Annotated in this window: 8 protein-coding genes and 2 pseudogenes; 7 read left to right on the top strand and 3 right to left on the bottom strand. The window is 64.1% G+C overall.

Features of this window, described 5'->3' with window-relative positions; genetic code table 11:
- A pseudogene (locus HCC78_RS28890) lies at positions 1–151 on the bottom strand (IS5/IS1182 family transposase); the annotation flags it as partial.
- 5 nt (positions 152–156) lie between these two features.
- A pseudogene (locus tag HCC78_RS28885) lies at positions 157–294 on the bottom strand (IS110 family transposase); the annotation flags it as partial.
- A gap of 450 nt (positions 295–744) precedes the next feature.
- Between HCC78_RS28885 and HCC78_RS28880 the strand changes: the two are divergent.
- The 7 genes from HCC78_RS28880 (at position 745) to HCC78_RS28850 (ending at position 15,893) form a co-directional block, all read left to right on the top strand.
- The gene (locus HCC78_RS28880; protein ID WP_172332215.1) at positions 745–2,460 is read left to right on the top strand and encodes a hypothetical protein; all 1,716 of its coding nucleotides are present in this window, start codon (positions 745–747) and stop codon (positions 2,458–2,460) included.
- Between the two features lie 54 nt (positions 2,461–2,514).
- Entirely contained in the window at positions 2,515–3,678 is a 1,164-nt protein-coding gene (locus HCC78_RS28875; RefSeq protein WP_172332214.1) for a glycosyltransferase, read from the top strand.
- Positions 3,679–4,023: 345 nt separating this feature from the next.
- Entirely contained in the window at positions 4,024–5,475 is a 1,452-nt protein-coding gene (locus HCC78_RS35025; RefSeq protein WP_172332213.1) for an O-antigen ligase family protein, read from the top strand.
- The gene (locus HCC78_RS28865) at positions 5,472–6,545 is read left to right on the top strand and encodes a glycosyltransferase family 1 protein (RefSeq protein WP_172332212.1); all 1,074 of its coding nucleotides are present in this window, start codon (positions 5,472–5,474) and stop codon (positions 6,543–6,545) included. Before HCC78_RS35025 ends, HCC78_RS28865 begins: the two co-directional genes overlap by 4 nt.
- Positions 6,546–6,616: 71 nt before the next feature.
- The gene (locus HCC78_RS28860) at positions 6,617–7,906 is read left to right on the top strand and encodes a glycosyltransferase family 4 protein (protein WP_172332208.1); all 1,290 of its coding nucleotides are present in this window, start codon (positions 6,617–6,619) and stop codon (positions 7,904–7,906) included.
- Between the two features lie 856 nt (positions 7,907–8,762).
- The gene (locus HCC78_RS28855) at positions 8,763–14,057 is read left to right on the top strand and encodes an Ig-like domain-containing protein (protein ID WP_172332211.1); all 5,295 of its coding nucleotides are present in this window, start codon (positions 8,763–8,765) and stop codon (positions 14,055–14,057) included.
- 375 nt (positions 14,058–14,432) lie between these two features.
- Positions 14,433–15,893 carry an oligosaccharide flippase family protein gene (locus tag HCC78_RS28850; RefSeq protein WP_172332210.1) on the top strand — a complete coding sequence of 487 codons (1,461 nt, stop codon included), beginning with the start codon at positions 14,433–14,435 and terminating at the stop codon, positions 15,891–15,893.
- Between the two features lie 175 nt (positions 15,894–16,068).
- Here the strand turns inward: HCC78_RS28850 and HCC78_RS28845 are convergent, their stop codons facing one another.
- The gene (locus tag HCC78_RS28845; protein ID WP_172332209.1) at positions 16,069–16,296 is read right to left on the bottom strand and encodes an IS3 family transposase; all 228 of its coding nucleotides are present in this window, start codon (positions 16,294–16,296) and stop codon (positions 16,069–16,071) included.
- Positions 16,297–16,511: the final 215 nt, after the last annotated feature.

The following is a 16,511-nucleotide window of genomic DNA, read 5'->3' as shown; positions in this document are numbered from 1 at the left end:
CGGCACGGCCGTCGGCCCGGGTCAGGTCGCCCTGGACCGCAAGCCCGCTGCGGTTCTCCATGACAGCATGCCCCATGAAACACAGAATCGCGCATGTGCCGGGCGACTTCCGGTAGAGCCGCGCGTCCGGATCGGTGGTCGAGGCATGCGTCAGGGCGGCAGCCTGGCGAAGAACTCCAGCACCTCGGCCCGTCGGAGCTTCCTGCGCAGAACTGCAGCGCCCCTGGCGTCGGCGCCAAGGACTTGGAACACATTCTTCGCCAGATCGAGCCCGACCGTGATAATCTCTGACATGACCGCCTCCCAATTTGGATTGTTGCGATCCCACCTTGGCACAAGTGCCGTCAGGAGGGGCTACCCAACCCATCACCAGCGCCCCTTCGATGACATCCCTGATCCGCGGGCGGACAACGCGCGCCGTAACCTCGGCTCAGCCCTGCGCGATTCCCCTGCCCGCCGCGACCCGGCCCGGGATTGACCGCGGCGGGCGGGAGGCGCGAGTCGGCGCGGCCGCTCCGGGGGCCTGCGCCCCGAAATGGTGAAACAAGAAGCAGCACGCGCTGTTTCAAATGGATTTGCATTGGCAGAAACATGTGAAGCGACTCTTTTGCGCTTCTCAAAGCAAATCGATCGTGCGATATTCATTGAGTTAGTGCGTGGTATTTCATTCTTTTGCCGGTATTCTTTTCGTCGGCCTGCCTAAATAAATCTATACCATTCAGCAACCTTTGAGGTCTCTTTCGCATGTTCGAACGAGGTTTTCCAGCAATTTTGGCATCCTTTTTTGCGTCCAGTACATTTGCGCTTGCCGACCACACGCAGACTTTTCCCGTCAAAGGAGGGCTCCGCGGTCCATCACTCGCCATCGCGTCCAACTTCGGCCACGGGTGGAACGAGGATATATTCAACCAAGCCTTGCAGTTCGCCATTAAGGATTTTCGCGACATCATCTACTGGAATATAGTCGAAACCGAGAAAGGGCACTATTCCTTTGCCGATCCCTCGGCGAATTATCCACTGGAGATCGCCGCGGCGGGTGCCGAGATGAGCCTGACCGTTAATTGGGGAAACGATCTTTACGACGAAGGGTTTACACCCCATAGCCTCGAAGGCCGGGCGGCGCTTGCGGATTTCGTCGCCGCAGCACTCCGGAGTTCTTCGGCGATCACTTCGGTCGAGGTCGGCAACGAATTCAACGGCCAGAACTTCGTGACTGGCCCGGTCCGGGAGACGGTGCGGGAAGATCGCGCGAGAGAATATTTCGAGCTGCTGAAAACCGTCTACCAAGAGGTGAAGGTCGACCGGCCGGACGTTCAAGTGCTTGGCGGCGCGGCCCATTCCGTGCCGGTCGGCTATCTGCAGGCGCTGTGGGAAATGGGCGCCGCGGACTACATGGACGAGTTGGTGCTGCACCCCTACACCACCTCGCCGGAACAGCTGGTGCGCCAGATTGGGGTTCTTCGCCGCACCCCCGCGGCGCGGGATCTGCCGCTGCAGGTGACCGAGTTCGGCGACACCGACGCGCGCGCCGCGCCGGGCTACTTCCTCCGCATGTATTGCGCCATGGCGCTTTCAGGAGTGAGCCGGGCCGCGTGGTACCCGTTGAGCAAGCGCGGCGACGGGCACGCGCCGCTTGTCGACATCGACACCGGAGAAGAGACCGCCATCGCGCGCAGCTTCCGCCTTGCCCAAACGAAGTTCGCCGGAAAGCCGGTGCGGAATGTCAGCCCCGATCCCTTCACCTACGCCTGCCTCTTCGACGAGCGTCACTTGGTGATCTGGGGGGAGCCGCGCGAGGTCACCCTGTCCGAGGGCGTCACAGTGACCGACGCAGAAGGCAATCCGCTTCCCCGCGATGCGCTGAGCCTGTCGATGGCCGCGCCCCTGGTGATCTCGAGCGAGGCGCCGCTCGAGATGCGCAAGACCGTCCGCCTTGCCGAGAACCGGATTGTTGCCGACAGCTTCCACCAGTTCTCCTACCCCGAAGAGGATGCGAAATACGCGCAAAGCGACGGCTTCGAGCGCCATGTGCAGCGCGGCGACAAGGACGTGCGCCTCGTCACCATGCCCGGACAGGAAGCGGCGGGGACCCCCTGGACCCCCTATCTGGGCAATCGCTACATTAAGCCCATGCGGGTGACCGCCGACATGCTGATCCCCGGCAGAAATTCCGAAGGGCCCATGAACGTCGTGCACAGATATCGTGCCGAGAGCGATCAGGCGCTCACCGTCGTGGCCAATTGGGCGCCCTCCGAGCGCAGTGCTGACGGGGTCGACGTGGCGATCCTTCTCAACGACAGCCCGCTGGCCCACCAGGAGGAAGTCCGGGTAGCGCAGAAGCTGACGCTTCCGAAGGTCGCGCTCAAAAAAGGGGACTATCTGGATTTCGTCGTTGGCCCCGGCGCGACCGCCGAGGGCGACTTGGTGGAATACAGATTCCAGCTGATCAAACCAGATTAAATAATTGTCAGTAAATAGAAACTTTTTACAAATTGATTTTTCGGGAGGCCCTCTATGAAAGTCGCCGTTATTCACTATTGGCTCGTTGGAATGCGAGGCGGTGAACGTGTCGTTGAGCAAATCCTTGAGTGCTACCCTCAAGCCGATATCTTCACCCACGTCCTCGACCCGTCCAATGTCTCCGACCGCATTCTCTCGCATCAGATCACCGAGAGCTTCATCGCGAAGCTGCCGGGCGCGCGGAAGCACTACAAGTACTACCTCGGCCTGATGCCCCGGGCGCTGGAGGAGCTTGACCTCTCGAGCTATGACCTGGTGATTTCATCCGAGTCCGGGCCCGCGAAGGGAGTGCTGGTTCCGCCAAGGGCGCTGCACGTGTGCTACTGCCACACGCCGATGCGCTATCTTTACGATCACTACACGCAATACCGGGACAGCCTCGGGCCGCTCAAGCGCACCTATTTTTCCTACCTCAGCCATTCGCTGCGCCAGTGGGACCTTTCCGCGGCGGCGAGGATCGACACGTTCATCGCCAACTCGAGCTTCACCGCGAGCCGGATCAAGAGGTTCTGGGGACGCGAGTCGTCGATCGTCCACCCGCCCGTCGATCTTCAGACCTACTCCCCCGGCACCGAGGAGCCTGGCGACTACTACCTCGCCGTGTCCGAGCTCGTGCGCTACAAGCGGATCGACCTCGCCATTGATGCCTTCAGGGACTTTGGCCGCCGCCTGATCGTCGTGGGGGACGGCGATGAGCGCGCCGCGCTGACCCGGGACGCGCCGCCGAACGTCGAATTCCGCGGTCGTGTCTCGAACGACGAACTCAAGGCGCTCTACCGGAAGGCGAAGGCCCTGGTCTTCCCCGGCGAAGAGGATTTCGGCATCGTGCCGGTAGAGGCCATGGCCTCCGGGCTGCCGGTGATCGCCTACGGATCGGGCGGCGCCCTCGACAGCGTGCAGGAAGGCCGGTCAGGCCTCTTCTTCAGGGATGCGACCGTCGAGTCGCTGTGCGACGCGGTCGAGCGATTCGAGATGTCCACCTTCGATCGCCATGTGGTCGCGGCGCGTGCGCAGACCTTCTCGCAGGCGGCCTTCCGCGAGAAATTCCGCGCGGTAGTCGACGATTTTCAGGCGAGTCGCGCCAGACCGCAGCCCCAGGCTATCGGATGGAACGCGCGCCCGGGCGCGGTGCGCCGCGGCGCGTCGGAGGCGATTTGAGCGGCTTCCGCGATGGCGCCTGCGGTCCTGTCGAGGATCGCCGCCCGCGTTAGGGTTGCCGGTCGCCCAGGGGCATGGGGGGCAGCCATTGGGGGCACCTCTTTGGCAAAACCCGATACCGGGCCACGCGAAAGACGGGAAAGGACAATGCCGAAACGGCTCACACAGCATCCGGGCACCCTGCCGATTTTTCCATCCTCGGCACTCAGAGCGGCGTATTTTCGGCGTTTGAAGCTGGCCCGGCTGCAGAACTTCATGCAAGATGGCATGAGATTGTTTCGAAATTCATTTTGTTGATGCGCTCCCTCCGGAGGGCGCCGGTTTTTAGCGACAGGAGCCCGGCTAGTGCAGATCGTCCCGACAACATTGATCGCGGTTCTCGCGGCTCTGTTCGTGCTGCGTCTGGGTCCTGTCCGCGGGCTGTGGGTCCTGTTCGCCTCGCTTCCGCTGGGCGTCGCCGCGGCGATCAACCTGCCTGCCTTGGGCGGGGCGTCGATCGTCCTTGCGGATGCCGTCACCGTGACGCTTGTCGGGGTCCTGCTGCTGCAGCGAGGGGCCATGGGGCGGGTGCTCAGGACGCTCCGCGTCCCCTCACCCGCCTTTCTGATGCTGCTGCTCTTTCTCTATGCGATCTTCGCGACGCTGTTCTTTCCCCGTATCTTCGCCGGATCGATCGAGGTTTTCGGCATCGCCCGGACCGCAGGGCAGATCGGGATCGTCAGCACACCGCTCACACCGTCGGCAGGGAACGTCACGCAGCTGTTCCGCTTCACCCTCGGAGTGATGATCTTCCTGACGCTCGCCACCGCCTTCGGCCGGACCCCCGATCCGAACGCGGTCTTGAAAGCGCTAGTGATCGACGCCGTGGTGCACGTCAGCCTCGGCTTTTCCGAGGTGATCCTGTTCACCATAGGCCAGTCGCAGATTTTCGACTTTATACGCACGGCCAACTACGCGATGGCGACAAACCACCTGATGGCCGGGATGAAACGCATGGTGGGCGGCTTTCCCGAGGCGTCCTCCTTCGGTTACCACACGCTGGGTCTCTTCGGCTTCTGGATGCAATACTGGTTCGACAGGGGAAGCTACAGGCACGCCCAATGGATGTTGCTCGGTGCGTTCATCGTGCTCATCCTGTCGACCTCGACGTCGGCCTACCTCGCCAGCGCCTTCTTTCTCTGCGCCTTCGCCGCGGCCAACTACAGGCGCGTCATTACCAGCAACGTAAAGACCCATATCGCATGGATCTTGGCGGGGGGGCTGACCTTACTGCCGATCGCCTGCGCCGCCTTGGTGGTCGCCTACCAGGCGATCCCGGATGTCACCGCCTATTTCGACCGCATGTTGTTCAACAAGCTGTCCTCTGACTCCGGCGTCGAACGCATGAGCTGGAACCGGCAGGCCTTTCAGAACTTCACGGACACATGGATGATCGGCGCCGGACTGGGAAGTGTGCGCGCCTCCAACTGGCTGGTCGCCTGCCTCGCCAGTCTCGGGGCCGTGGGAACATTCCTGTTTCTGGCCGTTCTCTATTCGCTGGCGCGGGCACCGGTGCCCGAGGATTGGCGCGAGACTGCGATTGTCATCCGCTCGCTGAAGAGTGGCTGCCTTGCCCTGCTGCTCGGCGCGCTGATCACCACGCCGACGCCCAACCTCGGGATCGCCTTCTTTGCCATGGCGGGGGCGATCACCGGGCTTTCGGCGGGCGCGGCGCGGCTCGGACAGGCAAGCAGGCAGCGCTTGCGATCCGCGCCGGGAGGCGGCGCGACTTTTCAGGAGTGGGTAGAGCGAAAATGAAGGGTATCTCGGTCAACGGAAAATTCATCGGGGCGCCGCTGAATGGCGTGCATCGTACTGCGGCTCTCTACGCGGGCGCCTTGCTGGCCCACCACGAGCGCGAGGCTGACGTGGAAGTCGTCTCGCCGCGCAGGCTTGCCGAGGACCCGGTCTTTGCGGAGCTGACGCCAAGGGTTCTGAACAGCCCGGTGGGCAGCGGACAGGGCTGGGAAATGCTCGCGCTGCCCTATGACACCCGGCGCCGGATGCTGGTCAACTTCTGCAACCTCGCGCCGCTGGCGCATCCCGATTTCGTTGTCATGATCCATGATGCACAGACCTTCCTGTACCCGCAGGACTACACGGGAAGGCAGGCCAAGGCCTACCGGTTCCTACTGCCTCTGATCGCGCGCAGGGCGCGGCGGATCCTAACGGTTTCGGAATTCGCGCGGCAATCGCTCGCCGAACATGACGTCGCCCCGCTCGAGAAGATCTCCGTGGTCCACAACGGCGGCGACCATCTTCTTCGGACGTCGGCGGACGACACGGTGGTGGAACGGCATGGCCTCGTTCCCGGCGGCTTCGCGCTCGCGCTCGGGTCGACCAAGTCCTACAAGAACATCGCCTGTCTCTTCAAGGCCTTCGATCACCCGGACCTCGCCGACCTGCCTTTGGTGATCGCCGGCGGCCCGCCGGCCGAGGACTACCTTGCCGCCGACGCGCGTCCCCCGGCCTCCGTACGGTTCATCGGCCGGGTCAGCGACGCGGAGCTGCGCGCGCTCTACAGCCACGCGGCGATGTTCCTCTTTCCTTCGAAGACAGAGGGATTCGGCCTGCCGCCGCTCGAGGCGATGACCTGCGATTGCGCGGTGATCGCCGCCGCGGCCGGAGCGATGCCCGAGGTCTGCGGGGACGGCGCCCTGCTGGTCGATCCCGAGGACGCCGACGCATGGCGCGAGGCCGTCGTGCGCTTCCGGGCGCCCGAGGCCCGACAGGCCTATGCGCCGAGCGCCGCGGAGCGCACCCGGATGTTCACCTGGGAAAAGGCCGGTGCCCGCCTTTGGGACATCGTCGGAGATCTAGCGCAGTAGGAGGAAGGGATCATGGTCAAGGCGCTTCCCCAGCCGGTGACGGCGCTCCGGCTCGTCCCCGGGAGCGCGGCGTGACCCGCGTCGAGCCGGTACGGGCCGAGTCCGCGCATGCCCACCTGCGGCCCGGCCGGGTGGTGATCGTCAACGATGCCAGCACGGCGCGGGGCGGCGCGACCGGCCTTGCGATCCTTTCGGCCGAGCTTCTGACCGCGCGGGGCATCCCGGTGACCTTCATCGCGGGCGACGACGGCGTGGCCGAACGCCTGCGCGCGTCCGGCGTCGAGGTCATCGCGCTCGGAGACAAGGGGCTGGTGGCCGAGAAGCCCGTCACGGCGGCCGCGCGCGGTCTCTATCACCGCCGCGCCCGCCGCGCCCTCGCCGAGTGGATCGCCCGTCACGACGGCCCCGAGGTGGTCTATCACCTTCACGGCTGGTCGAAAATCCTGTCGCCGGCGGTGCTCGACGGGCTGCGGCCCGTGGCGACCCGGACCCTCATCCATGCGCATGACTTCTTCCTTGCCTGCCCCAACGGCGGCTTCATGGACTATCGCAGCGGCCTGCCCTGCAAACTCGTGCCGCTCGGGGCGGACTGCCTGGCGACCAATTGCGACAAGCGCTCCTATGGACAGAAGCTCTGGCGTGTCGCGCGGCAGGGCATCCTACGGTCACGGTTGAAGGGAGCGGCATGGGCGGAGGTGCTGATGATCCACGCGGGGATGGCGCCCTACCTGATGATGTCCGGGATAGAGCCGGGCCTGCTCGCCGCCCTGCCCAACCCTTCGTCGGCGCTCGTTCCCGGGCGCGTCGCGGCCGAGCGCAATCGGGACTTCCTGTTCATCGGGCGGATCGAAGCGGAAAAGGGCGTGGAGGACGCAATCGACGCGGCGCGGCTGGCTCGGGTTCGGCTTCGGGTGGTGGGCGACGGCCCCCTGCGCGAAAGCCTCGCGGCGCGCTTTCCGGAGGTCGACTTCCTGGGCTGGATGTCCCGCGAAGAGATGGCGCCCATCGTCGCCGAGGCGCGCGTCCTCATCATGCCGTCCCGCTACCCCGAGCCCTATGGACTCGTCGTTGCGGAAGCTCTGCGCAGCGGCTTGCCGGTGATCCTCGCCGAGACCGCGCTGCTGAGCGAACAGGTCGTGCGCCAGGGCATCGGCCTAAGCTGCGACACCCGCGACCCCGCGTCTCTGGCCGCCGCGATCTGCGTCTTGCGCGACATGCCTCCCGCGGAGATGGAGTCCATAAGCAGGGCAGCGCAGAGCGGTGTTGGCGAGATCTCCACGACGCCGGAGCAATGGGTCGAGGCGCTGTTGAGGCACTACGGCGCGGCGCTTGCGGCCTCGCGCTGTAACCGCCGCCCGTAATCTCCACAAAAGCGCCGTTTGAAAATTTCTGTGGTTGCCGTCCGTAGTGCAAGTCGCTTCTGACTGCATGAGCCGGAAGCAGACCGCCCAACGGCGTTGATGATGGGTTGGGTAGCCCCTCCTGACGGCACTTGGTAAGCATCCGGCGAGGCTTGCAGTTACCCACAAGTGGTGCGGTGTGAATTGATTCAGCTACCAGCCTTGGCCTTGGCGACAATGACAAGATCATGATTCGTCATGTGGCACCGAATGTGTGAGGTGCGGGGATGGGACAGAGCTGGGTGGAAACGGAAACGGCCTCTTCGATATGTGCAGACAAAATTGTCTCTGGCGACATCAAACTGGACAAATTGATCTTGCCTTGACTTGCCTTGCTTTATAGAATTCGTGTGTGAGGACTTCGAACCTGTTCCTTGGTAATTTCTTGCCCATTTCCCGCCTGCGTGCGGGCGTTTCCATGTTTATTTATGTAAGTATGACTTTCGATTTCTTGTTGTTCTAAGTGGGATTTTCCTGGTGGGCCTGGCCCTGTTACGAAAGTCTACTTTGAACTTCGAGAATCAAACCAGGAAGCGAGGTGCATTTCCGACCGAGGAAGAGGTTTATCGACGATATGTCTTTTCAGACGAGTGGGAGGAACCTTGCAGGTCTACCTCAAACCCGCTGACCGTAACGAATTCGAACTTGAATACTTTTGAGCCAAAATATTCTTCTGGAGATTTCGATGAATCCAGTCACTTCGGGTAATCCAGTCACTTCGGGTCTTGTCCTTGAGCTTGAAGCCGACGGCCTGTTTGGGCTAGAAGGCACAACCGTCACCTCCTGGGAGGATACCTCTGGGAGCGGCAACACGTTGGTGGCCGCTGGAGACCCCCAGCTAGAGACTGGCCAGACGCCAACCGGGCAATCCGCCATCGTCTTCGACGGCGACGCGGATCTGCTGGAGCGCGTGGATGCGACGGATCCGATCACCGGGCTCCCCTCCGGGTCGGCGGATCGGACGGTATTTGTGGTGGTCGACTATATCGACCCGGAATACGTCAACGGTGGCTTCGCCTACGGCGATTCCCAGAAGAACCAGACCTTCGGGCTGGTCGCCTCGTCGAACGATGAGCTGACCGTGCAGGGCTACGGAGGCACCCAGGACTACAAGTCCGGAGTCGATGGCGTTTCGAGCGGCTTCCTCGTCCAGTCGGCGATCGTCTCGGCAGACAGCGTTTCACACTACCTGAATGGCGCGCTGATCGACTCCCAGACCCACAGCTACGCGACCGACATCCAGCGCATCATCCTCGGCGCCGACATCAGCGATTCCGGCGAGGGGCAGATGAAGTTCGCCGCAGTGCTGGTCTATGACCGCGCGCTGGACGAGACCGAGCGGGCGCAGGTCGAGAGCTACCTCCAGGAAAAATACATCACGGGCCCGGTCATCCAGCCGCCGCTGGCCGTAGACGACAGCGCATCGACCGTCATGGGCACGGAAGTGGTCATCGACGTGCTGGCCAACGACCAGGCGACCGAGGGCGACGCCTTCGCGATCACCGCCGTGGGAGCGCCCGGCAACGGGACCGCCGAGATAGATACGAATGACCCCTCGGATCCCGCGGACGACCTGATCCGCTACATTCCCGCCGTGGGCTTCGTCGGGACCGACAGCTTCACCTACAGTATCACCGACGACGACGGGACCAGCACGGCGACGGTGAGCGTCACCGTCGACTACCCGGTGGGCGAGGCCCCGCCGGTGGCCGCGGACGACAGCGCCGGGACGGATATCAACACGTCGGTCTTGATCGACGTCCTCGCCAACGACACGGATGCCGATGGCGAGATCTTCGAGATCACCGCGATCGGACCGGCTTCGGCCGGCCAGGCGACGCTGGACGACGGCGGGACAGCCGACCCCAGCGACGACCAGATCCTCTATGTGCCCGCGACCGACTTCCTCGGGACTGCCACGTTCACCTACGAGATCACCGGCGATGACGGCACGTCGAGCGCCACCGTGTCGGTGGATGTGATCCTGCCGCCGGAGCTTCAGGTGGTGGTCGCGGAAGATGACAGCGTGAGCGTCCTGCACGACAGCTCGGTGCTGATTGACGTCCTTGCAAACGACAGCGACGCTGCGGGCGAGAGCTTTTCCATCATCCAGCTCGGCACCCCCACGAATGGCACCGCGGTGCTCGAGGATTACGGCACCGCCGATCCCTTCGACGACCGGGTGCTCTACACACCGAACGGCAGCTTCATCGGCACCGACAGCTTCAGCTACACGGTGGCCGACGACGACGGAACCAGCACGGCGACGGTCACGGTCACGGTCAGGGACGACGCCCCGACCGGCCCGCTGTCGCTCGAAGGGTTCTCGAACGAGGAGGTCCTCACGCGGGACGGAATCCCGGAGCCTGACTTCCAGCCGATCTCGATGGCTTTCCTGCCCGACAACCGGATGCTGCTGCTGTCCAAGACCGGCGTCATTCGCATCGTCGACCCCGAGACTGGGAACAATGAGCTCTACATGACGCTCGACGCCGACACCAACGGCGAGCGCGGGCTCCTGGACATCACGCTGGATCCGGACTTCGAGACCAACGGCTATTTCTACCTCTACTACACGCCCGCCGATCCCAAGAACGCGGTCATCGCACGCTTCCAGCATCAGGAAAATTCCGGCGGCCTCACGGCGCGGGGCGATGCGAGCTCCGAGTTCACCGTATGGACGGACACCGACGGCTACATCAAATGCTGCCACTATGGCGCCGGGCTCGATTTCGGGCCGGATGGGAAGCTCTGGCTGACGGCGTCGGACAAATTCCAGTCCAGCACCATCGGCGAGGGCAACGGCGACGACCGGATGCTCGATCTCACGTCCTCGACCGGCAAGATCATCCGCATCAACTCGGACGGGACGATCCCCGACGGCACCGATGGCTGGGCCGCCAACCCCTTCATCGATGGTCCGGGCGGCAACGACGACTCGATCTGGGCCTATGGTCTGCGCAACCCGTTCCGCGCGCGCTGGGACTTCGAATACGGCCAGATGTATATCGGCGAGGTGGGCGGCAACCAGCAGGACCTTGCCCACGAGGACCTGCACACGACCAGCCTCGAGCAGGCCGGCGCCTTCTATGGCTGGCCCTTCTACGAGGGCACCGAGAACACCTTCACCAGCGACGGCAGAAGCGCATACGACCCGGCGGATTTTCCGCAGCCGGACAACGATATCGCCAATGCCGCCGAAGGCGACTACTACTCTGCCCCGATCTGGTCGCTGCCGCATGACGCGCTGACCAACTCGCTCACCGGCGGCGAGGTCTATCGCGGCGACATGTTCCCCTCCGAATGGGACGGGGTCTACTTCTACGGCAACTACACGAAGAACTACATCCGCTACCTCGTGCTCGACGACACCGGGCTGAATGTTCTCGGCGACTACGAGTTCCTGCCGTCGGACGCGATGGGCGACGAGCCGCGGGACGTGGTGTCGATCGTCGCCGGCGAGGATGGCGCGCTCTACTACGCGCGGATCGCCAGCGGGATCGTCGGCCGCATCGTCTACGAGGGCAGCAACGTGAACTTCGCGCCCGACATCGTGTCGGCCGGGGTCGACGAGCTCCAGGGCGCCCTGCCCTTCGAAGTGACCTACACCGCCGTCGTCACCGATGCCGACGGCGATGCGATGACCTACCTGATCAACTTCGGCGACGGCTCCGCCGCGGTGAGCGGCGACGTCGCGCCCGACGGAACCATCTCGGTGTCTCACACCTATTCCGAGAACGGCATCTACGAGGTCTCCTTCTCCGTCTCCGACGGCGGCAAGACATCGCTTGCCCAGTCCATCCAGGTCCAGGCCGGCGAGATCAACCTGCCTCCCGAGATCACCGGCGAGGAGTCCGACATCGTCATCGGGCAGATCGGCACCGAGATCACCTATACGGCGAGCGTGAGCGACCCCGAAGACGACACCCTGACCTATACCTGGTATTTCGGCGACGGGCAGTCCGCCACCGGCGTCGTCGGGACCGACGGCACCGTGACGGCGACGCACAGCTTCGACTCGGACGGGACCTACGGCGCTTATCTCGAGGTAAACGACGGCACGCAGACCACCCGCTCCGACGACATTTTCGTACAGATCGGCGAGGCTTCGGAGTTTCCGGTCGGGGCCGGGCTCGTGCTGCTGCTCGAGGCCGACATCAAGATCGGGGTCGGTGACGGCAACACCGTGATTTCCTGGCTCGACGGCTCGGGGCAGGGCAACAACCTCTTTGCCCAGGGCGATCCGATCCTCGCGGACAACCAGACCCCCACGGGCAAACCAGCGATCGTCTTCGACGGCGACGCCGACCTGCTGCAGCGCGTCGCCTCGGAGGACTCGATCAACAACCTGCCCTCGGGCTCCGACGACAGAACGGTCTTCTTCGTGGTCGACTACATCGCCCCCGAAAACGTCAGCGCCGGCTTCGCCTTCGGCGACAGCCAGGTCAACCAGACCTTCGGCACGGTGGCCAACCGCAAGGGCTTCCTGGGCGTGCAGGGCTACGGCGGGAGCAAGGACATCACCTCCGACGTCGACGGCGTTGCGGGCGGTTTCCTCGTCCAGTCCGCCATCGTTTCGGCCGACACCGTCTCGCACTACCACAACGGCACGCTGATCGACACGCAGACGCACACCTATGCCACGGACCTGCAGAAGATCATTCTCGGGGCCGACATGAGCGGCGACGGCGAGGCGCAGATGAAGATCGCCGCGGTCATGGTCTACGACCGGGCGCTGTCCGAATCCGAACGGCAGCGGGTCGAATCCTTCCTGCAATCCAAGTACATCACCTCGGGGCCGGTCGCCTCGGCCCCGGTCGCCGTCGACGATCCGGACGTCACCGTCGAGCAGGGCGCGACCACCCTCATCGACGTGCTGGCCAACGACAGCGACGCCGACGGCGATGTCATCACCATCACCGCGGTCGGCGCGGCCGCACATGGAACCGCCGAGATCGACGACGGCGGCACGCCCGGCGACCCCACCGACGACGTCATCCGCTACGTTTCGGATGCGAGCTACGTGGGCACCGACAGCTTCGAATACACCATCGCCGACGACGACGGCGAAGACACCGCGACCGTCACCGTCACAGTGACGGCCCCGGTCGGGTCGAACCCGCCGATCGCGGCGGACGACAGCGCCACCACCGCGCAGAACGTGGCGGTGCTCATCGACGCCCTGGCCAACGACACCGAGATCGACGGCGACGTGCTGGCGATCTCCGCCCTCGGAACGGCGACCAACGGGACGGTCACGCTGGACGACAACGGCACGCCGGGCGACACCGCCGACGATCTGATCCTCTACACGCCGAACCTCGACTTCACCGGCACCGACAGCTTCACCTACACGGTGTCGGACGATGACGGCAGTTCCACCGGGACGGTCACCGTCACGGTGCGCTCGGTCGAAACCGGGCTGGTCGAGACCGGGCTGATCGCGGCCTACCAGTCGGACGCCCAGGTCTCGACCATCGGCGACATGGTGATCGGCTGGATTGACGAATCCGGCTACGGCAACGACCTCGAGGCGGCCGGAGACCCGACGCTTGTCACCAATGCCACGCCGACCGGCCAGGCCGCCGTCGTGTTCGACGGCGACGGCGATTTCCTGGAACGCCTCGGCAGCGTCGATACACTCAACAGCCTGCCCTCGACGTCGAGCGATCGCACGATGTTCTTCGTGGTCGATTACACCGGAGACAACCTGACGTCCGCCGGTTTCGCCTATGGCGACGGGCAGGTGAACCAGACCTTCGGCCTGACGACGGCGGTCGCTGATCAATCGCTCACGCTCCAAGGCTACGGCGGCAAGAACGATTTCGACTCCGACACCCCCGCAGACGGCTGGGTCGTGCAGTCGGTGGTCCTGTCGGGCAACGATTTCAGCCACTACCTGAACGGCGGGCTGATCGACAGCGGCACGCATGAGTTCAACACCGACCCACAGCGCATCGTCATCGGCGAAGAGATTGCCGGCGCCGCGACCAAGGGCATGGAGGTGGCGGCGGCCTTCATCTACGATGAGGCGCTTTCCGATGCGGACAGGATCTCCATGGAGAACTACCTGCAGCAGAAATACATCGACGATGCTTTCCTCTTCGCGTGATCGACAGCCGGGTCCGCGAGGCGGCAGTCCGCGCCTGCGCCCCCGCCCTGCAAGCAAGGTCAGGCCTCCTGCGCCCCGGACAAGGCTCCGCTCATGCCAGACGGCAGCCTGCTTGTATTTTGGCAGAACGAAGGGACAGCAACCGGCAAGGGCCTGGCCCAGGGCGAAAGTCGTTGAACGGCCGCGCTGGCGTGACATACGCTGGCCAGCGATTGCAGCAAGACATTTCAGTCGTTCCGGGCCGCCAGCTTGGCTCGTTTCGCCCAATATTCTTGATCCTTGCCCGAGGTCGTCGCTCCTTGACGCAAAGCGGCCTCCAGCGAATTTTCATGTGCGGCGGCGGAGCTCCTGAATTCCGCCAACCCAGAGGATAGTATGTCGAGTACCGAGCTCAAGGCACGCTGGTATCAGCGGCTGCGCAGGATCTGGGTCGCAACCTTTGCCTTTTCGTCGCAGTCGCTCCAGCAGATCACGACATTCTTGCTGACGCTCCTGGCCGCGAGATACCTCGCCCCGGCCGAATACGGTGTCTATGCGCTCGCCGCGCTCTTCTCGGCGTTCCTTCAGATGCTCACCTACACCGGGTTCTTCCATTACACGGTGAGGGCCAAGGGCGAGGAGGACGAGGTCGCCGACACCTGCTTCTGGCTGATGCTGGGGCTGTCGGTCACCGGCTCGGCAATCCTTTTCGTGTCGGCCCATGCCATCGCGCAGATCTTCGACGCGCCGGATCTGGGCCCGGTGCTCTGGATGTTCTCGGCCCTCCAGCCGCTGGTCGCGCTCACCGCCTGGTGCTCCGCCGTGCTGATGCGGCAGAACCGGATGCATCTGCATTTCAAGATCCTCATGGCGCAGAACGTCTTTTCCCTGGTCGTCGGCGTGGCGATCCTGGTGATGTGGCAATCGGTCTTCGCGCTGGTGGTCTACCGGCTGGCGCGGGCGCTCAGCGGCGCCCTGTTGTACCTTGTCTTCAGCCGTGTCCGCCCCGGGCTGTCGGTCCGCGGCTCGATCGCCCTGAGCGCCCTGCGGTTTTCCTACGGTCTGTTCGGCAGCAGGGTGCTGACCTTCGCCTCGACCTACGGCGCCGATCTTGCGCTCGGTCTCATGTTCACCACGGCGGAAGTCGGTCTCTATCGTTTCGGCAACAAGATCGCGACCGGCGCGATCGACGTGGTGAACCAGCCCATGCGGAGCTTCGCCGAAGCGCAATTCGGCGCTGCCAACCGGAACGGCACGGCCTTCGGCCCGACGATCGAGCGGTTCGGCTCGGCGGCATTGATCCTGATCGGCTGCATCGCCGGGACCATCTTCGTCTTCGGGCGCGATATCGTCGATCTCTTCTTCCAGCCCGAATACGCCGGCGCGCTCATGGTGGCCTACGCCATGTCCCTCCGGGCGATGATGGGGCTCGGCGACACCTATGTGGAACCGGTGCTTGCCTCGTCGGGGCACACCAACGTGGTGCTCGCCCATTCCGCCTTATGGACCGCGATCCAGGTGGCGGTCATCCCGCTGACCGCCGGTTTCGGCATGGAGGTGCTCGCCTGGACGGGCGCCTTCGTGGCCCTGGCGGCAAGCTGTGTCGGGTTCAAGCTGATGTCCGTGTTCAGCGGCGTGGAGATACGGCCGGTGGCGGTGGCGCTCATGCGCGCAACCCTGTTCTTCGCCGCCTACTTCCTTGCCGCGGTGGCGATTCACTACGCGGTCAATGCCGAGTTCCACAATGCACATGTCGCCCTGTTCACGGGGCTTTTCCTGTCGGCGCTGGCGGGGGGGGCGATCCTTTTTGCCGCGGTTCGCAGCAAGAGTTTCGATTTGCGGATCTTCGCAAGCTAGCCGGGCGACAGCGGAGGCTACCGACCGGCCTGCGCGCCTTATCCGGGGACGGCGCGGCGCAGCTCGGCGAGGCCGCGTCGATTAGCGCCTCGGCGGCGGCCGTGTCGGCCGCTTCGACGTAGAGCCGCAGCTCGGGGTGACCTTGCCCCCGGATCCCGGACTGGGGCGATATTCTCTATGCGGCCATCGCGGCGGCCATGTCGATCCTTGCCTGCTCGGGCGTGCGGTATCCGATGCTCGAGTGGCGGCGCTTCCGGTTGTAAAAGACTGCGATGTATTCGAACAGTGCCGCCTTGGCCTCGCGGCGGGACCGGAACCTGGTGCGGTGGACGAGCTCGGTCTTCAAGGAGCCGAAGAAGCTCTCCATGGGGGCATTATCGAGACAATCTCCCTTCCGGCTCATGGAGGCATTGGCCTTCCATGCATCCAGAAGCCGCCGGTAATCGCCGTTGGCATATTGGATTCCGCGTATCCCTGCGGTGAGGGCCGTCTTCCGAGGTCTGTGACGCCCGTCTAAGAGCATGCCTTATGGCATGCGCTAAGGTTATTTCGCAATTTGAGCTCCTGGGCCCCGGTGATGCCGGGCGTCGGCGGGAGTGGTCTGACGAGGAAAAGATC

The sequence above is a fragment of the Mangrovicoccus sp. HB161399 genome, from assembly GCF_013184745.1.
In the GTDB taxonomy this organism is placed as follows: Bacteria; Pseudomonadota; Alphaproteobacteria; order Rhodobacterales; family Rhodobacteraceae; genus Mangrovicoccus.
The sequence above is the reverse complement of the archived record's forward strand: the minus strand, read 5'-3'. Positions and strand labels throughout refer to the sequence as shown.

Coding starts and splice junctions, on each gene's coding strand:
- HCC78_RS28880 (WP_172332215.1), top strand. CDS start 745: ATGTTCGAACGAGGTTTTCCAGCAATTTTGGCATCCTTTTTTGCGTCC.
- HCC78_RS28875 (WP_172332214.1), top strand. CDS start 2,515: ATGAAAGTCGCCGTTATTCACTATTGGCTCGTTGGAATGCGAGGCGGT.
- HCC78_RS28865 (WP_172332212.1), top strand. CDS start 5,472: ATGAAGGGTATCTCGGTCAACGGAAAATTCATCGGGGCGCCGCTGAAT.
- HCC78_RS28850 (WP_172332210.1), top strand. CDS start 14,433: ATGTCGAGTACCGAGCTCAAGGCACGCTGGTATCAGCGGCTGCGCAGG.
- HCC78_RS28845 (WP_172332209.1), bottom strand. CDS start 16,296: ATGAGCCGGAAGGGAGATTGTCTCGATAATGCCCCCATGGAGAGCTTC.